The organism is Rhodococcus sp. RD6.2, from assembly GCF_001040705.1.
Taxonomy (GTDB): Bacteria; Actinomycetota; Actinomycetes; order Mycobacteriales; family Mycobacteriaceae; genus Rhodococcus_G.
Map to the genome: position 1 here is coordinate 212403 of NZ_CVQP01000001.1, position 17210 is coordinate 229612.

Annotated in this window: 15 protein-coding genes and 2 riboswitches; of the genes, 4 read left to right on the top strand and 11 right to left on the bottom strand. The window is 66.4% G+C overall.

The window, feature by feature from the left end; all coding sequences use genetic code 11:
• Positions 1–34: 34 nt before the first annotated feature.
• Complete coding sequence (locus RHCRD62_RS00960) at positions 35–814, bottom strand: MlaE family ABC transporter permease (protein ID WP_050062800.1); 780 nt, start codon at positions 812–814, stop codon at positions 35–37.
• A complete protein-coding gene (locus RHCRD62_RS00965) occupies positions 811–2631 on the bottom strand; it encodes a multicopper oxidase family protein (protein ID WP_050062801.1) in 1821 nt (606 codons plus the stop codon). Before RHCRD62_RS00965 ends, RHCRD62_RS00960 begins: the two co-directional genes overlap by 4 nt.
• 127 nt (positions 2632–2758) lie before the next feature.
• Between RHCRD62_RS00965 and RHCRD62_RS00970 the strand changes: the two genes are divergently transcribed.
• Positions 2759–3373, top strand: coding sequence for a TetR/AcrR family transcriptional regulator (locus RHCRD62_RS00970; RefSeq protein WP_050062802.1), 615 nt, complete (start codon positions 2759–2761; stop codon positions 3371–3373).
• A gap of 69 nt (positions 3374–3442) precedes the next feature.
• Here the strand turns inward: RHCRD62_RS00970 and RHCRD62_RS00975 are convergent, their stop codons facing one another.
• On the bottom strand, positions 3443–4861 hold the full coding sequence (locus tag RHCRD62_RS00975) for a short-chain fatty acyl-CoA regulator family protein (RefSeq protein WP_050063389.1): 1419 nt from the start codon (positions 4859–4861) through the stop codon (positions 3443–3445).
• 145 nt (positions 4862–5006) lie between these two features.
• Positions 5007–5209: riboswitch (cobalamin riboswitch) on the bottom strand.
• Between the two features lie 287 nt (positions 5210–5496).
• Between RHCRD62_RS00975 and prpD the strand changes: the two genes are divergently transcribed.
• Genes prpD through RHCRD62_RS00990 form a run of 3 tightly spaced genes read left to right on the top strand, consistent with a single transcriptional unit; the run spans position 5497 to position 9079 of the window.
• Positions 5497–7017 carry a 2-methylcitrate dehydratase PrpD gene (prpD, locus tag RHCRD62_RS00980; RefSeq protein ID WP_050063390.1) on the top strand — a complete coding sequence of 507 codons (1521 nt, stop codon included), beginning with the start codon at positions 5497–5499 and terminating at the stop codon, positions 7015–7017.
• Positions 7017–7955, top strand: coding sequence for a methylisocitrate lyase (gene prpB, locus RHCRD62_RS00985; protein WP_050062803.1), 939 nt, complete (start codon positions 7017–7019; stop codon positions 7953–7955). The genes prpD and prpB overlap by 1 nt, the downstream gene beginning before the upstream one ends.
• Positions 7955–9079: a bifunctional 2-methylcitrate synthase/citrate synthase gene (locus RHCRD62_RS00990; protein WP_050062804.1), complete on the top strand. Its 1125-nt coding sequence runs from the start codon at positions 7955–7957 to the stop codon at positions 9077–9079. The genes prpB and RHCRD62_RS00990 overlap by 1 nt, the downstream gene beginning before the upstream one ends.
• A 655-nt stretch (positions 9080–9734) precedes the next feature.
• Here RHCRD62_RS00990 and RHCRD62_RS01000 read toward each other — a convergent pair.
• The 8 genes from RHCRD62_RS01000 to RHCRD62_RS01035 all read right to left on the bottom strand — a co-directional run bounded on the left by RHCRD62_RS01000 (position 9735) and on the right by RHCRD62_RS01035 (position 17101).
• A complete protein-coding gene (locus tag RHCRD62_RS01000) occupies positions 9735–10760 on the bottom strand; it encodes a methionine synthase (protein WP_050062806.1) in 1026 nt (341 codons plus the stop codon).
• A 26-nt stretch (positions 10761–10786) separates the two neighbouring features.
• Positions 10787–11758, bottom strand: a complete 972-nt coding sequence (locus tag RHCRD62_RS01005) for a putative oxygenase MesX (protein ID WP_050062807.1) — start codon at positions 11756–11758, stop codon at positions 10787–10789.
• A gap of 231 nt (positions 11759–11989) precedes the next feature.
• Positions 11990–12943 (bottom strand): LysR family transcriptional regulator, encoded by a 954-nt coding sequence (locus RHCRD62_RS01010; protein WP_050062808.1) that lies wholly within the window; start codon positions 12941–12943, stop codon positions 11990–11992.
• A gap of 222 nt (positions 12944–13165) precedes the next feature.
• A complete protein-coding gene (locus tag RHCRD62_RS01015; RefSeq protein WP_253277183.1) occupies positions 13166–13882 on the bottom strand; it encodes an ABC transporter ATP-binding protein in 717 nt (238 codons plus the stop codon).
• 83 nt (positions 13883–13965) lie between these two features.
• Complete coding sequence (locus RHCRD62_RS01020) at positions 13966–14769, bottom strand: ABC transporter permease (RefSeq protein ID WP_050062810.1); 804 nt, start codon at positions 14767–14769, stop codon at positions 13966–13968.
• Complete coding sequence (locus RHCRD62_RS01025; RefSeq protein ID WP_253277144.1) at positions 14747–15757, bottom strand: ABC transporter substrate-binding protein; 1011 nt, start codon at positions 15755–15757, stop codon at positions 14747–14749. The genes RHCRD62_RS01020 and RHCRD62_RS01025 overlap by 23 nt, the downstream gene beginning before the upstream one ends.
• A gap of 8 nt (positions 15758–15765) precedes the next feature.
• The gene (locus RHCRD62_RS01030; RefSeq protein ID WP_050062812.1) at positions 15766–16476 is read right to left on the bottom strand and encodes a TenA family protein; all 711 of its coding nucleotides are present in this window, start codon (positions 16474–16476) and stop codon (positions 15766–15768) included.
• A riboswitch (TPP riboswitch) is annotated at positions 16464–16559 on the bottom strand. It overlaps the preceding gene by 13 nt.
• A 236-nt stretch (positions 16560–16795) precedes the next feature.
• The gene (locus RHCRD62_RS01035; protein ID WP_050062813.1) at positions 16796–17101 is read right to left on the bottom strand and encodes a chorismate mutase; all 306 of its coding nucleotides are present in this window, start codon (positions 17099–17101) and stop codon (positions 16796–16798) included.
• Positions 17102–17210 lie beyond the last annotated feature (109 nt).

The window sequence follows — 17210 nt, forward strand, 5'->3', positions numbered from 1 at the left end:
CATCGCTATCGCGCCGGGACTAGATCGGACGTCGTCAGGCAGCAGCGAGAGCAAGTCCGATCGACGTCAGCAGCATGTTCACCAGGAACAGTGCGATGAACGCGAAAACGACCGTCTCGTTGACGGCCTGACCGACGCTCTTCGGCCCGCCGGTCACCGACAGTCCCCGGTAGCACGCGATCAACCCCGCGACGGCACCGAAGACGGCGGCCTTCGCCTGCGAGAGAAGAAGTTCCGGCAGCCCGACCAACAGGGTCAGGCCCTGAACGTAGGCGCCCGGATTCACGTCCTGCAGATACACCGAGAAGAAGAATCCGCCGACGAGTCCGATCGCGCAGACCGCACCGTTGAGCAGCGTCGCGACCACCGTCGCGGCGAGCACCCGCGGCACCACCAGTCGGTGCACCGGATCGATGCCGAGCACCTCCATCGCATCGATCTCCTCACGGATGGACCGTGATCCGAGATCCGCGGTGATCGCTGTTGCCGCGGCACCCGCGACGACGAGAACCGTCACCAGCGGGCCGATCTGGGTGATCGTTCCCAGTCCGGCGCCCGCCCCCGACAGGTCGCTCGCGCCGATCTCGCCGAGCAGTGAGTTCAGGGTGAACACGACGAGAACGGTGAAGGGAATCGACATCACGATCGTCGGCAGCAGGGCGACGCGGATCGTGGCCCAGCACTGGTCGAGGAACTCCGCCCACTGGAACGGTCTGCGTCGCAACGCCGCAACGGTGTCCAGGGTCAGTGCGTAGAACTCACCGACCGTGCCGACGGCACCGCGAAAGGCTCGCGATGCGACGGGCGCGCTCACGAGACCACCCGGTACCGCAGCATCATCTCGTGGTCCTCGTGGTCGAGGATGTGACAGTGCCACATGTAGCCCTGCAGATCGGTCGCGGCTCCGGTGGCGTGGCCGTGGGAGGTCCGGGCGGCCACCGACGGTGGGACCGAAGGGCGCTGGAACGGGGCGTCGGGATCGAACCCGAGTTCGTCGGCGGTGGGGAAACGGACGAGGATCCGGGTGACGGTGCCGCGGTCCGCGCGCACGGTGTCCTTCCAGCCGGCCTCCCACGGTGCGGGCGGCAGCAGGGGGCCGGCGAGGAAGGGCTCAGGATCGGGTGTCCACTTCACCCCGAGCGGCGGCTGGATGTGTGTGGCCTGCAGTTCCACCGTCCGCAGCGGCTGCCTGCCGAGGATGCGGAACATCACCAGGTGCAGGTGGATCGGATGCGGATCGTCGGTGACGTTGACGATGTCCCACCGCTCCACCGTCCCCGCTTTCGGCATCTCGATGTCCGGGTCCGTGTAGCGGAGATTGTTCAACGCCATGTATGCGGGCGGAACCCGCAGGGCGTAGGGCTGGCTCACCGACACGGTGCGTGTCCGGGTCGGGGTCGGCAGCGGGGGCAGGGGGTCGGGGGTGCGCCCGCCCGCCCGCAGCGTCGTCGGGACGGGGCCGGTGAATCCGCGGGCGGAGCCGACCGTGAATCGGCAGAACAGCGGCATGGCGACCGCGCCGAGCATGGCCGCCTGGAACGGCGGGGCCTCGTCGTTGCACAGCAGGACCGAACCGTCGACGCTGGAGAAGTCGACGAGCAGGTCGTAGCGCTCACCCGGTGACATCCGGATGGCGTTGGTCGGGACGGGGGCGTCGAGCAGTCCGCCGTCGTTGCCGACGACCCAGAACTGCATGTGGTTGCTGAAGTGCAGGTTCCACACGCTGTAGGAGGTGGCGTTGATCGCCCGGAACCGGTACAGGCCCCGCGCGACCGGGATGTCCGGCCACACGGCGCCGTTGACGAGACCGACGTCCCCGACCGCGCCACCCTCCCACGATCCTTCCGGCACCACCGGGGTGGACCGCAGGCTCATCGCACCGTCCTCGCCGAAGATCTTCTCCTGCAGGATCAGTGGCATCTCGAACTCGCCGGCCGGCAGACCGAGGGGGTTGTCGGGGGTGCCGGTGTCGAAGCGGTCACGCAACAGGTAGGTGCCCGCCAGCCCGGCGTACACGTTCGCTCGGGTGATCCCCATCGCATGATCGTGGTACCAGAAGTGCCCCGCCTGCTGCCGATTCGGAAATCGGTATGTAATCGATTCGTTCCGATGGACGAGTTGTTCCGCGTGGCCGTCGCTGTCGGGGGGCGTCTCGCCGCCGTGCAGGTGCACCACGATCGGGGGCGTGGTCCGGTAGGCCTCGTCCGCGCCGTGCAGGGTCGTGTCGATGTCCCGGGCGAACGGATGCGAGGTGAGGCGGTTGGTCACGGTCAGCGTGGTGGTCTCGTCGGCATACGCCTCGATCGTCGGTCCCAGGTAGGTCGGTGCCGCGTTGCCGAAGTGGTACGCGAAGGTGTCCGCCGCCGCGTGGTCGGGGTGGAAGCGATGGCGTGCATTGACCGCCGACATGGACAGCCGGGTGCCCGAGACGGTCGCTGGGCGTTCGACGGTGGACCGGAACGGCGCCATCGGAGGGGAGTGAAAGAGGAGTGGGTTGTCGATGCTCGTGACCCGCACGGGCTCCCGCGCGAATCCCTGTCCGGCCCCGAATCCCACGGTGGCCGACCAGCCCATGCCCGCGGTCGCCGCGCCGCCCACGCCGAGTGCGCGCAGCAGCGTCCGCCTGTCCATGGATCGCTCGGTCACGGTGCATCTCCAGTCCTCGGCAACGGCGGTGACCGTACCACACCGTATGGTATGGTCAAGCGTCTGGAATGATGCTGGTACAGGTCACTTCTGCGAAGGCGAGGAGAGCGTCATGACGGCGAGGAGAGACGCGTCCCAGAGCGCTCGCACGGCCCGTGGTTCGGGTGCCGGAACGCGGCAGCGGGCTCCGAGGCTGTCCGTGGACGACTGGATCGAGGCCGCCTTCGACCTCCTCGTCCGCGAGGGTGTGACGGGCGTGAAGATCACCCGCCTGTGCGAGGAGTTGGGCGTCACCAAGGGCAGCTTCTACTGGCACTTTCCCGACATCGACCATCTGATGAAGGCCGTCGCGGATCGCTGGTGCGCCATCCAGAACGAGACCCTCCTGGCGCTCAAGGAGACGACCTCGATTCCCGGCGACCAACGACTCGAGGCGATGGCGGCGCAGCTCATGTCGCAGCGCGGCTGGGCGGTCGAGGTCGCGGTCCGCGACTGGGCGCGTTCCGATAGTCAGGTCGCGGATTCCGTTGCACGACTCGACAACCAGGTGTTCGACGTCGTGCAGAGCACCCTCCTCGACCTCGGGTTCGACGCCGAGGAGGCGCGCCTGCGCAGCGGCGTCCTCGTCTACGCGGGTGTCGGCTTCCTGCACGCCCGCGACCACCTGCCCGATCCGACCATCGACGAGGTGCGGCGCGTGTTCGCGCTCCTGACCACCCGCGACTGAGGCGGCTCCGCTGCTCGTGCGCGCTCTCGGTGGCCCCGGCTGCTGAGAGCGCCCACAGGCACGCAGTGCCTACGACGGATAAGGCTGGCGTGCGCTGAGATTCAGGTCGACCCGAACGGGCCGCCCGATCTGGGGGAACGCCCGCTGCGCACAGTCGGTGCGCTCGCAGATCTTGCAGCCGGCGCCGATCGGATCCGGTGACATCTGCTCGTCGAGTCGCAGGCCACGGGAGTACACGAGCCGGTCTGCGTGGGTGATGTCGCAGCCCAGCCCGATCGCGAAGCTACGTTGAGCCGTTCCGTAGGGACGGGGGTCGTCGTCGGTGGTGCGGGCGATCCACAGGTACGTCCGGCCGTCGGGCATCTGCGCGACCTGAGTGAGAATCCGCCCGGGCGTCCCGAACGCGTCGTGCACCACCCACAACGGGCAGCTACCACCGATTCGGGAGAAGTGGAACGCGGTGGCGGACTGTCGCTTCGATATGTTCCCGGCGCGGTCGGTGCGGACGAAGAAGAACGGGATGCCGCGCCGGGTCGGGCGCTGCATGGTCGAGAGCCGGTGGCACACCGTTTCGAAGCCGACCTCGAACTGCAGTGCCAGCATCTCGATGTCGTAGTGCAGGCGTTCCGTCGCGTCCAGGAACGAGTTGTACGGCAACAGCAGTGCCCCGGCGAAGTAGTTTGCGAGTCCGATCTTCGCCAGCTCTCGGGAGCCCTCTCCGAGACCGGTGGCGGACTCGACGAGCGCGTCGATCGTGGCCGACTGGGTGAGGAAGGCGAGCTGGGTTGCGATCTGGAACGCCCGCTGTCCGGGTGTCAGGTGCCGGGACAGGGTAAGGATGCGGTTCGCCTCGTCGTACGAGCGTTTCGGTCCCGGCCGGTCGGGCGGATCGGTGCGCAACCGGACGACGATGTCGTGTTCCGATTCGAGGAGTGCCGTCAGCTGGTTGTCCAGAGAGCCGGGCCGTAGGCCGCTCTCCGTGAACAATCGCTCGGCGGCGTCGTCGAGTTCGGCGATGTGATTGTGCCTGTCGTAGAAGAAGTCTCGAACTTCCTCGAACGGCATCGGCATCGAAGGCTCCGAGGTCGCCTCCGACGGCGCGGACAGATGGACGCTGTACTGCTCCAGCCGTTCGGTCGCTGCCAGCAGTCGGCGGTGGACTCCGACGAGCGCTGTTCCGATCTCCGGCATCCTGGCGACCAGTTCGTCCACCATCGCCGGGCTGGGCGCCGCCGCGCCGATCGCGCGGAGGACGTCATGGAGATCTGCCGCCAGCCTCGCGTCCTGGTCGGCCGCGAAGAACTGCGGATCGAGATCGAAGGTCGCGTTCAGTTTCAGCAGGACCGGCACTGTCAGCGGACGCTGGTCGTTCTCCAACTGGTTGACGTAACTCGCCGAGAGGTCGAGCGTCCGGGCCAGTTCCAGCTGGGTCAGCCCGCGCTCCTCTCGCAGTCGTCGCAGCCGTGGTCCGCCGTAGATCTTCTGCATCCTGCGATCCTTCGGGGTCGAGTCCAGAAGCCGCCCGCGAATGCGCACGTCCGACCAGGCCCATCGCCCCACCCGGTACGCGGGCACGACGACACCTGGATCGGGCACGCACACCCAGTCCACGAGGCGGCACACCGCCGGGCACGGCGTACCCGGCGCAGCGGGCAGGTCTTCGGACTCACAGGCGCTCGCGTGTGAGGCGAACCTACTGGCCGTCGCTTCCCGGACTCGCGTCCAGTGCTGGTGACGGCGGTCGTTCCTGCATACCGCTGCGGGACAGTTCCGGACTCACACCGGATTCCCTCTCGTGCCCTCGGGCACTTCGACGCCGCCGCGACCTTCGGGACTCCTCGCGGTCGAGGCGGCGAACCAACTGCACCGTCGATTCTAGAGGTCTCGGATCGTCGGAGGAGACCCCGGATCTGCGAACTCGCCTGTTCTGCACAGTGTGTGGGGGCGGATCGGGCGGGTTCGCAGCATTCGCAGAATTCGCCGACACACACCACCGAATTACGCAGGTTCAGTCTCTTCCCGTCGCGTCGCGTCCTCCATACGCTGCGAACATCGCCGCGTCGATCGGTCGCTTCCCGGCCGAGTTCCAGTACCAGGCGCCGACACAATCGGAGGACATCATCTTGAAGACGCATCCCGTTCGCACCTACCGCTCCGCCGAGGACTTCCCGCGCAGTGAGCACCTCGCGTGGAAGATCGCCGAGGTCGCGACCGATCCCGTCGAGGTGTCCGCGGACGTCGCCGAGATGATCGTCAACCGGATCATCGACAACGCCGCCGTCGCCGCGGCGTCCGTGACCCGCCGCCCGGTCGCCAACGCGCGGGCGCAGGCGCAGTCGCATCCGTACAGCCGGTCATCGTCGGAGTCGCACGGATCGACTGTGTTCGGTGTCGATGGCACGTTCTCGCCGGAATGGGCGGCGTGGGCCAACGGTGTCGCGGTGCGTGAGCTCGACTTCCACGACACCTTCCTTGCCGCCGAGTACTCGCACCCGGGCGACAACATCCCGTCGATCCTCGCCGTCGCTCAGCACGCCGGCCGCACCGGCAACGACCTGATCCGCGGCCTCGCCACCGGCTACGAGATCCAGGTCGACCTGGTCCGCGCCATCTGCCTGCACGAGCACAAGATCGACCACGTCGCGCACCTCGGCCCCTCCGCGGCCGCAGGTATCGGCACCCTGCTCGGACTCGACACCGAGACCGTCTACCAGGCGATCGGTCAGGCGCTGCACACCACCACCGCGACCCGTCAGTCGCGCAAGGGCGAGATCTCCAGCTGGAAGGCATACGCCCCGGCGTTCGCCGGCAAGATGGCCGTCGAGGCCGTGGACCGCGCGATGCGCGGCGAGGGCGCCCCGTCCCCGATCTGGGAGGGCGAGGACGGCGTCATCGCGTGGCTGCTCGGCGGCCCGAAGGCGGAGTACAACGTGCCGCTGCCCGGCCCGGGCGAGGCGAAGCGCGGCATCCTCGACACCTACACCAAGGAGCACTCGGCCGAGTACCAGAGCCAGGCCCCGATCGACCTGGCGTTCCGCCTGCGCGAGCGGGTCGGCGACCTGAGCCAGATCGCGTCGATCGTCCTGCACACCAGCCACCACACCCACTACGTGATCGGCACCGGCTCGAACGATCCGCAGAAGTTCGACCCCAAGGCGTCGCGCGAGACCCTCGACCACTCGATCATGTACATCTTCGCGGTCGCGCTGCAGGACGGCACCTGGCACCACGAGCGGTCCTACGCTCCGGATCGGGCGCAGCGTCCCGACACCATCGAGCTGTGGCAGAAGATCTCCACCGCCGAGGACCCGGAGTGGACCCGTCGCTACCACTCCACCGACCCGAACGAGAAGGCCTTCGGTGCCCGCGCCGAGGTCACCCTCAAGAGTGGTGAGGTCATCGTCGACGAACTCGCCGTCGCCGACGCGCACCCGCTCGGCGCTCGCCCGTTCGCCCGCGACCAGTACATCGCGAAGTTCCGCACCCTCGCCGAGGGCGTCATCGCACCGGCCGAGCAGGACCGCTTCCTCGATGCCGCGCAGCGCACCCCCGAGCTGAAGGCCGGCGAGCTGAACCAGCTCACCTTCACCGTCTCGGACGAGGTGCTCGGCCGCTCGCCGCGCTCGCCCAAGGGCCTCTTCTGATGACCGGACTCATCGCCGCCGCGACCTCCGGAGCCGAGAAGCGCGCCGCCTTCCGTGCGAGCCTGACGTCGGAGGGCATCACCCGGCTGCCGGGCGCGATCAACCCGCTGACGGCGAAGCTCATCCAGGAGATCGGCTTCGAGGGCGTCTACGTCTCCGGCGGCGCCTTCTCCGCCGGCCTCGGTCTGCCCGACATCGGACTCACCACCCTCACCGAGGTCACGGCGCACAGCGCCCAGATCGCCGGCGTCACCGACCTTCCCGTCCTGGTCGACGCCGACACCGGATTCGGTGAGCCGATGTCCGCGGCCCGCACCGTCCTCGCCTTCGAGGACGCGGGCATCGCGGGTCTGCATCTCGAGGATCAGGTCAACCCGAAGCGGTGCGGCCATCTCGACGGCAAGGCGATCGTGCCGACCGACGAGATGGTGCGTCGGCTGCGGGCCGCCGTGACTGCGCGTCGCGACCCGAACTTCGTGATCTGCGCTCGCACCGACGCCGCTGGGATCAGCGACACGACCGCCTCCGGCAAGAGGGGCATCGACGCGGCCATCGAACGGGCGAAGGCGTACGCCGACGCCGGCGCCGACATGATCTTCACGGAGGCGTTGCACACCGAGGCCGACTTCGAGAAGTTCCGCGCTGCTGTGGACATCCCGCTGCTCGCGAACATGACGGAATTCGGCAAGTCGCAGCTCATTCCGGCACAGACGCTGCAGAACATCGGCTACAACGCCGTGATCTACCCGGTCACCACCCTCCGTCTCGCGATGGGGGCGATCGAAGCCGGGCTGCGCGAAATCCACGCGAAGGGCACGCAGGAAGGTCTCGTCGATCAGATGCAGACCCGATCGCGGCTGTACGAACTGCTCGAGTACGAGCGCTACAACGAATTCGATTCCGGAGTCTTCAACTTCACCCTCAGCAGGAGCCAGTAATGACCGAGACCGCAACCCCCACGATCTACAAGGGTCTGGCCGGCGTTGTCGTCGACACCACCGCCATCTCGAAGGTGGTACCCGAGACCAACTCGCTGACCTACCGCGGCTACGCGGTGCAGGACCTCGCCGAGCACTGCAGCTTCGAGCAGGTCGCCTACCTGCTCTGGAACGGCGAGCTCCCCACCGACGCCCAGCTCGAGCAGTTCGTCCAGCGTGAGCGGGCCAACCGTCGCGCCGACCGGTCGCTGCTGCAGCTCGTGGCGAAGCTGCCGGAGAACTGCCATCCGATGGACGTGGTCCGGACGGCCATCAGCTACCTCGGTGCCGAGGACCCGGAGGAATGGGACAACGACCCGAAGGCATTGCGGGCCAAGTCGCTTCGCATGATGGCGGTGCTGCCGACCATCGTCGCGGCCGACCATCGCCGCCGCCACGGCCTCGAGCCCGTCGCGCCGCACAGCCACCTGGGCTTCGCCGAGAACTTCCTCAACATGTGCTTCGGGAAGGTGCCGGACAAGGAGATCGTCAAGGCCTTCGAGGTCTCGCTGATCCTGTACGCGGAGCACAGCTTCAACGCGTCCACGTTCGCGGCGCGCGTCGTCACGTCCACCCTCTCGGACATCTACAGCGCCGTCACGGCAGCCATCGGCACCCTCAAGGGCCCACTGCACGGTGGCGCGAACGAGGCGGTCATGCACGACATGATCGAGATCGGCGAGCCCGAGAACGCCGAGGAGTGGATGCACGGCAAGCTTGCCCGCAAGGAGAAGGTGATGGGCTTCGGTCACCGCGTCTACCGCAGCGGTGACTCCCGCGTTCCGACGATGCGCAAGGCGTTCCTCGACGTCGCCGAGCACACCGGCGGAGACAAGTGGGTCGAGATGTACGAGATCCTCGAGCGCACCATGAACGACGCCACCGGAATCAAGCCGAACCTCGACTTCCCCACGGGCCCGGCCTACTACCTGATGGGCTTCGACATCGAGGTGTTCACTCCGATCTTCGTGATGAGCCGCATCACCGGATGGACGGCCCACATCATCGAACAGGGTGAGTCGAACGCGCTCATCCGGCCGCTCAGCGAGTACACCGGCGTGCCTCAGCGCGCGGTGGGCGCCTGAGCGCCGGGCGGCGCGTCGATGCAGGATCGAGCGACCCTCTGGTCGAGGTGATCACTGCGGCCGCGAGATACATCGACGACCACCTGTGGACCAGGTCGGCGCTCACCGTGAGGGACCGTAGGAATCTGATCGCGCACGCCGTTGTGCGCTCGGCCCCGTCGCATGGAGTTGCGGCGTTGATCCTGCGTCTGTTCCAGCACACCGACGTCTGTCCCGCCTGGCACAGGGAGGTCGGTGTCACTACCGACGAACTCGCTGCGGTCCTGCGTGAAACGCGGCTTCGTGATGCGCACACAGTGACGGATGTCGGTCATGTCGTTGTAGAACCCATCTGCCGCTCTGTCGGCGCCAGTTCGGCAGGATCCCCGGAACTGGGGGCCCGCGGACCGAGTGGTCGATGAAACATATTGGGAAGCAGAGCTGTTCGACTGTGATTCTCGCACTCGGTCTGGATGCGAGGCACGGCATGGTCTGAGCCTCGTCTCAGCGGCCTCGTGGTTCGAGGGGGCCACACCACTCGGCGAAGCCGTGGTCGGCTGGCCAATGCCGGCCCCTCTCCGGCATGTCATTTGGCGGCGTACCCGGGATCGGTGAGCACCTCACGGGTCCCCCGCGCGAAGTTCAGGGTGATGAAGCGCAGGCAGTGTCGGAGTCGCTAGGACAACTCACTGCGCAGAAGTTCGGCCCCAGCGGCGAGCGCGACCATCTTGTCTCGTGCGACGCGTCGATTGAGTGGCGCCATACCGCAATTGGTACTCGGGTAGAGCTTGTCCGCGTCAACGAACGGGAGGGCGCGACGAAGGGTTGCGGCGACCTCTTCGGACGTCTCGATGGCGTCGCTCGCCACATCGATCGCTCCTAGCATGACCTTCTTGCCTCGAAGCAATTCGATCAGGTCGACAGGTACCCGCGAATTGTGACTCTCCAGCGACACGATGTCGATCGACGACTGTTGCAGCAGTGGAAAGGACTCTTCGTATTGGCGCCACTCGGCCCCGAGCGTTGCCTTCCAGTCGGTGTTGGCCTTGATGCCGTAGCCGTAGCAGATGTGAACGGCAGTCTCGCAGCTCAGCCCTTCGGTCGCACGCTCGAGCGCCGCTACGCCCCAGTCCTTCAGTTCGTCGAAGAACACGTTGAACGCGGGCTCGTCGATCTGGATGATGTCGACGCCGACTGCTTCCAAGTCCTTTGCTTCTTGGTTCAGGATGGTTGCGAACTCCCATGCGAGCTTTTCGCGACTCTTGTAGTGGTCGTCGTAGAGCGTGTCGATCATCGTCATGGGGCCGGGCAGGGCCCATTTGATCGGCTGGTCCGTCGCTGCTCGAAGACGAGCCGCATCGGCTGCGAACACAGACTTCTCGCGGCTCACCGCGCCGACAACCGTGGGGACGCTCGCGTCGTAGCGGTCGCGAATGCGCACGGTCTCGCGCCGGTCGAAGTCGACACCACTGAGGTGCTCGATGAACGTGGTCACGAAGTGCTGACGCGTCTGTTCACCGTCACTGATGATGTCGAGCCCGGCACGACGCTGATCGTGTGCCGCGAGTGTCTGGGCGTCGAGTTTCCCTTCGCGCAGTTCGTCGTCTCGCAACTTCCACGGCGACCAGAGCTTCTCCGGCTCCGAAAGCCACGAGGGCTTGGGCAGGCTACCGACGATGGAGGTGGGCAGGAGTGCGTTCATCTCTGGAACCTTTCGGTCTCGAACGGTCAGGCGGATTGCTTGGTAGCCCACTGTTCAAGAACAGCGCCATACGGTTTCATGAGGTTCACCTCGGTGAACTTTCCCTGTGTGGTCGCGAGGTGGGTGCGCTCGACACGGTCGTAGCTCACTTGCGGAAGTGAATAGTTGCCATTGTCGAGACTCGGCTGGTACACCTCCGACGCCGCAGCGTTCGCGTTGTAGATCTCGGGACGATAGATCTTCTGAAACGTCTCCATCGTCGCGATCGTTCCCGCGAGAGCGAGGAACGAATAGTCGTTGAGCAAGTCACCGCGGTGGTAGAAGGCCAACGGAGCGACGGACCCCTGAGGCATGAAGTACCGAACCCTGAGCCCCATCTTCCCGAAGTACTGATCGGTGAGCGACTTCTCATCCGCCACGTACTCCGCCCCGAGAATCGGGTGGAAATTCGTGAGCCGGTGGTACGTCCTGGACGTCGAAACACTGATGCAGATGACCGGTGGCTGCGAGAAGCGTTCGCGATACTCGTCCGATTCGACGAAACGCTGAAAGACCTGCCCGTGCAGATCGCCGAAGTCGCTGGGGATTCCCGTCGCTTGATGCCCCGGGAGTCGAACACTGAAATCGTAGTCGCGAATGTACGAGGAGAAGTTGTTTCCGACGATGCCCTCCGTGCGGGCGCCCGTGGTGGTGTCGACGATGCCGACGTCGAGCACCTCGATCACCGGAAACGCCGCGTCATCCCCGACCGACGCGAGATGCAGGTCAACCGAGACGATGTCGAGTTGGAGTGCGTAGCGGTCACCACGCGGATTGTCCCAGTGCACCAACTCGTTGACACGGGTGTTCATCATCGTCACAGCGTTGCGCAGATTCTGCCGACGATTCTCGCCGCGTGCGAGATTCGCGAAGTTCGTCGTGCTGCGCGAGTTGGTCGACGGGGTGTAGTCCTCGTTGAAGCGCGTAGTGTCGATGCTGAAAACACATTCGTTCGTCATGCTGACCCGTTGCCCCAATCATGTGCGGTGAGAGCAGCGACAAGCGCGTCATTGCACGGTTCACTGCCTGAGATTTCGCAGCACTTCAACCGAATACCCGATGGTCCAGGGCCGAACTTTCAGGCCGAGAACACCTGGGAGGCGACTATCCGAAGTGGCGTGGAAGTCAGTGTAAGTAGCCCCGCAGACATAGGCTAATTACCAAATTCGATGGCTGGGCATAGCTTCCGCCTATGTCAGCAGATCGACTCCGAACTCCGAAACGACGTCGCGCATCTCCGCCACGAATCGCTGAGCCTGCGCGGTCAAGGACACCGAGGCATGACCGATCCAACCGATCTCGATGCGCTCGTCCACGTCGAGCGGCACAGCGACGATGGACGGATCGAGATCGTCCGAGACGATGCCCGTAGAGATGGTGTACCCGCCCAGACCGATCATGAGGTTGAAGATGGTCGCTCGGTCGCTCACCCGAATGTCCTGCTTCGACGACCGGGTGGAGAGGATCTCTTCGGCGAGGTAGAAGGAGTTGTTCACGCCCTGGTCGAATGTGAGCCGGGGCAAGTCTTCGAGATCCTTCAGCGTCACACTCTTTCGCCCTGCGAGGGGGTTCGTGCGGGCGATGAAGATGTGCGGCGACGCCAGGAACAGCGGCGTGAAGACCAACCCCGCTTCGCGAATCAGCTTGTTGATCACGTTTGCGTTGAACTCGTTGCGATAGAGCACACCGAGTTCGCTTCGCAGCATGCGAACGTCCTCGATGATGTCCCACGTGCGGGTCTCTCGAAGACTGAACGAATACTCCGCGGCTTCTGACGCTTTCACCATGCGGGCGAAGGCGTCGACGACGAACGAGTAGTGCTGAGTTGACACGGCCAGGAGCCGGCGTGAGGGCCCGCGGCCGAGATACCGCTGTTCCAGGAGTTCCGCTTGCTCGACCACCTGGCGCGCATAGCCGAGAAACTCAGCCCCGTCTTCGGTGAGCGTCACCCCACGGGTCGAGCGAACGAAGAGCGTACGCCCCACGCGACTTTCGAGGTCTTTCAGCGCGGCCGACAGGGTCGGTTGCGCAACGTAAAGGAGGTCCGCCGCGGCACTGATGGATCCTTCGGCGGCCACCTCCACGAAGTACCGCAACTGCTGAAGGGTGATTCCCCGCACCGATCCGGCGAAGTCCCGTGCCATGGCACGAACCTATCGCACCTCTACACCTTGCCGACGCTGCGGATGACCGGTGTGCCGTCCACGGGCGCGTCAGCGACGACCGGCTCAAGGTTGCCCCGACGATGACAAAACCCGCTCCGACTTTCAGTCGATCCGAGAGCCGCCCACGGACGTACTCTCGTCCACTGTGCGACGGTGAGGTCGGTGGAGAATGCCGAACGCAGATTCTGGCCGACGGCGGCGTCAGCGTCCACGACGCTGTTCGTCGAGGGCTCGCCGCGCCTCCTCGTGCAGGACCGAGACCAGTTCTGCTTCCAGAGCGACGAACTCGGGAGACGTCATCATGGACAGTTCCCTCGGCCGGGGCAGGTCGACGCGCACCTCGTGCCGCACGGTCGCGGGCCGAGCCGACAGCACGACCACTCGGTCGGACAGGTAGACGGCTTCGCGGATGTCGTGGGTGATCATCAGCACCATCCAGCGGTATCGCTGCCACACCTCCTGCAGCCACGTCTGCATCTCGGTGCGGGTCAGCGCGTCGAGGGCACCGAACGGCTCGTCCAGGAGCAATAGCTCGCGATCCTGCACGACGGTGCGCAGCAGGGCCGCGCGTTGGCGCATGCCGCCCGACAACTCGGCCGGGCGCGCGTCCTCGAAACCGGACAGTCCGAACACCGGGAACAGTGCGCGAGCACGCTCGCGGGCCTGTGCCTTCGGCACTCCCTGCACCTGAAGTCCCAGGACCGTGTTGTCGAGCACGGTGCGCCAGGGGAACAACAGGTCCTTCTGCGGCATGTAGGCGCAGTGCCCGGCGGTGTCGGCGCCGACCCGGACGCTGCCGGAGTCGGGGTGGTCGAGCCCGGCGAGCATCGCGAAGACGGTGCTCTTGCCGCATCCGCTGGGGCCGATGACGGAGACGAACTCGCCCGGCTCCGCGGTGAACGACACACCGCCGAGCACCGGTAGGTCGGGGCGATTGCGTCCGGGCTGCGGGAACGACTTCGTGAGCGCGTCGACGACGAGGCGGTTGTCGTGGGTGCCGGTCACGTCGACCCCTCTACGCTCGTGCGTCCCCACGGCGCGACCAGACGCTCGATCGCGAAGGTCAGCAGGTACAGCGTGATGCTGACGAGTGCGGTCACGAGGACCGCCGCGAGGACGAGGTCGGTGCGGAACGAGTTCTTCTGCAGGCTCATGTAGATGCCGAGTCCCTCGCTGGCGCCGACGTATTCGGCGAACACGGCGCCGACGACGGCGTACGTGATGCCGATCCGGAGTGCGGTGAAGAAGCGGGGGAGCGCGGAGGGCAGTCGCGCGTAGCGGAACACCTGTGCGCGTGACGCGCCCATGCTCCGCAGCAGAGCGCCCGCGTCGCGGTCGGTGGCGGCGAACCCCTCGATCAGACCGATCGCCATGGGGAAGAAGGTGACGAGTGCGATGACGAGGACCTTCGGCAGCAGTCCGAATCCGAACCAGATGATCATCAGCGGTGCGATCGCGATGATCGGCAGTGTCTGGGACACGACGAACAGCGGCACGAAGGCGCGCCGCAGCCAGGGGGAGAAGTCGACCACGATCGCGAGCGCCCAGGCCAGCGTGAGCGACACCGCGAAACCGATCAGCGTCACCTGAAGGGTCGCCGCGGCGTGGACGCCGATCTCGTTCCGGTGCGACCACCCCTGCTGGAGGACTCGCAGTGGAGACGGCAGCAGTTGTGGGCGGATCCCGCTGACGTCCACGTAGATCTGCCACACCGCGACGAGTACCGCGACCATGACGACGGACGGCACCGCCCAGCGGAGCGGGGAACCGCGCAGGGAGCCGCTACGGGCCGGTGAGGTAGTCATTGGTGAAGTACGCCGACCAGTCGGGTTCCTCGGTCAACGCTGCGCCGTCGGGGCCGGTGAGGAGCCCGCTTCGGTAGAGGAAGCCGGAGTTCGCGGCCCACTGCTCCGCGGTCTGGGTGCCCACTTTGCCGTCGGCGTCCTTCATGAACTCGGCGGCGAGCATCCGCTGGCTCTCGACCACCAGCGCCTCGTCGTTGAAGGCGCCGGGGTTGGCGTTGATGAGGTCCTGCGCCGCCTGGTCCGGATTGTCCGCGGCGAACTGGTAGCCGCGCTGAAGTGCCTGCACGAACTTCGCCGCCCGTTCCGGGTTGGCGCCCAGCCAGTCCTCGTTGGCATCGACGACGATGGCGTAGGCGTCCGGGAAACCGTAGTCGGTGTAGCGGAAGTACGTCATCGGTGTGCCGTGGTGCTCCGCCTCGATGCCCTCCCACGCGAGGTACGAGACCGTGAAGTCCGCCTTGCCGGAGTAGACGGCCTCGTACGCCGACGTTCCGAGCGTGACGGACGTGAACTCGCCTGTGCCGCCGTCGTTCCGGATCACCTGCTGGAGGGCTTCCTCCTCGCCGGGATCACCGAAGCCGGCGTAGGTCTTGCCGTCCAGATCCTTCGGGCGGGTGATGTCGGTGCGGTCCGCCTTCACGCCGATCCCCGTAGCCCAGTGCTGCAACGGTGCGAGCACGGACAGTGTGTGCGCACCGGACGCACGGGAGAACGTCGACGAATTATGGGTACTGATACCGAATTCGGCGTTGCCTGCGTCGACGACGGTGTCGACGGACGTGTTGTTGTACGGCAGTACCTCGACGTCGAGACCCGCGTCGGCGAAGTAGCCGCGCTGCTGCGCCACGAAGAACCCGGTGTGGTTGGTGTTCGGCGTCCAGTCCAGCGCAAACCGGATGGTCTCGTCGGACCCGCTGTCCTGACCGCAGGCGGTCAGCGTCGTCAAAGCCAGTGCGGCGGCGGCAATCCCGGTGAGGGCGCGCCTCATGCGGCCGCTCACGACGCCGGCCAGGGCTGGGTGTTCAGGGCGGTGTCCCAGAACAGGAGCTCGTACCGCGTCGCGACAGTGAACGCGGTGACCATCGCCTCCCGCTCCGCCTCGCCGGCGACCTCGGCCGCGGCGTCGACCAGCGACCGCGCGGTCGCCGCGGACTGCTGGAACTCCTCGGCGTCATAGGTCGTGACCCACTGGGCGTACGGGTGCCCCGGATCTGCCGCGAGCACCTCCGCGGCGCTCGCGGCCAGACCACGTCCCACGTCGGCGTAGATCCAGAAACACGGCAGCGCCGCCGCCGCGCCGACCGCGTACGGCTGCGTGGCCGCGGTTGCGATCAGGTACGACACGTAGCCGAGGCACGCCTGCGACGGTTCCGGCTCACCGGCGCGCGGCGGCAGCAGGCCCCCGTCGAGCAGATCCGCGTGCAGGGCCGTTTCCACGGTGGCCGCAGCCGCGGACGAGTTCGCCCAGAACGCCGCGGTCTGCGGGTCAGGCGACTTCGACGCGAGGATGGCCAAGGCCTTCGAGTATCCGGCGAGGTACAGCGAATCCTGCTCGACGTAGGTGCGGAACACCTCGAGCGGCAGCGTGCCGTCGCCGAGACGGCGCAGAAACTCGAGGTCGTCGATCGCGACCCGCAGGGTCTTCGTCCGATCCCAGAGGTACTCGGTGAAGCCTCCCGATTCGGTGACAGGCGCGCGCAAAACCATGACATCCCTTCGTCAGCATTACCTGGACAGGTTCTCGGGTCTCATCTCAGCCCCGCGTTCGCGGAGCACCCCGTGTCAGAACACCGACGACGGTATCAGCACCTGATCGGGCGGCCGGAGGGGCTGTGCCAGGGAATGCGGCCACCTCGGGTTCCTCGGTCCCCTCGGACGCCGATCACCCGAACGAAGTCACGACGACACGTCGTCGGTGCAGCCGTTGTCGGTGGGAAAGGGTAGGCCGGGACGCCGAGGGGCACTCGAGGCCGCGGCAAAGTAGATCCACCGGCTCCGCCCGGATTGTGGGTCTGCCGGTCCCGGCTCAGCGACCGAGCGGGCCGCGGCCGAGGCGCAGCAGCAGCATCGCGAGGGTATGACCCTCCTGGCCGAGCTCGCCGAAACGCTCGAGGACCTTCATCTCCCGGCTGTGCACGAGGCGGGGGCCGCCGGACGCCATGCGGGTGCGGCCGATGATCTGTGACACCTCGCTGCGGCGCTTGATCGCCGCGAGGATCTCGGCGTCGAGCCGGTCGATCTCCTTGCGGAGTGCGTCGATCTCGGCCTCGGTGGTCGGGATCTCGGTGGTGGGGACGTCGCCGTTCGAACCTGCGTCGTTCGCCGCGTTCATGTTTTCTCCTCGTGTCACACACTGGATCGTCGTCGGCCCCGCCGGTCGTTACCCGATCCAGGCGTTTCACGAAAAAGCCCCGGATCGCTTTAGCGGACCGCGGGGCTCG

Bases quoted from the DNA above. Each gene is read 5' to 3' on its own strand.
- RHCRD62_RS00965 (WP_050062801.1), bottom strand. From the start codon at position 2,631: ATGGACAGGCGGACGCTGCTGCGCGCACTCGGCGTGGGCGGCGCGGCG.
- RHCRD62_RS00970 (WP_050062802.1), top strand. From the start codon at position 2,759: ATGACGGCGAGGAGAGACGCGTCCCAGAGCGCTCGCACGGCCCGTGGT.
- RHCRD62_RS00975 (WP_050063389.1), bottom strand. From the start codon at position 4,861: ATGCAGAAGATCTACGGCGGACCACGGCTGCGACGACTGCGAGAGGAG.
- prpB (WP_050062803.1), top strand. From the start codon at position 7,017: ATGACCGGACTCATCGCCGCCGCGACCTCCGGAGCCGAGAAGCGCGCC.
- RHCRD62_RS00990 (WP_050062804.1), top strand. From the start codon at position 7,955: ATGACCGAGACCGCAACCCCCACGATCTACAAGGGTCTGGCCGGCGTT.
- RHCRD62_RS01000 (WP_050062806.1), bottom strand. From the start codon at position 10,760: ATGAACGCACTCCTGCCCACCTCCATCGTCGGTAGCCTGCCCAAGCCC.
- RHCRD62_RS01005 (WP_050062807.1), bottom strand. From the start codon at position 11,758: ATGACGAACGAATGTGTTTTCAGCATCGACACTACGCGCTTCAACGAG.
- RHCRD62_RS01010 (WP_050062808.1), bottom strand. From the start codon at position 12,943: ATGGCACGGGACTTCGCCGGATCGGTGCGGGGAATCACCCTTCAGCAG.
- RHCRD62_RS01020 (WP_050062810.1), bottom strand. From the start codon at position 14,769: ATGACTACCTCACCGGCCCGTAGCGGCTCCCTGCGCGGTTCCCCGCTC.
- RHCRD62_RS01025 (WP_253277144.1), bottom strand. From the start codon at position 15,757: ATGAGGCGCGCCCTCACCGGGATTGCCGCCGCCGCACTGGCTTTGACG.
- RHCRD62_RS01030 (WP_050062812.1), bottom strand. From the start codon at position 16,476: ATGGTTTTGCGCGCGCCTGTCACCGAATCGGGAGGCTTCACCGAGTAC.
- RHCRD62_RS01035 (WP_050062813.1), bottom strand. From the start codon at position 17,101: ATGAACGCGGCGAACGACGCAGGTTCGAACGGCGACGTCCCCACCACC.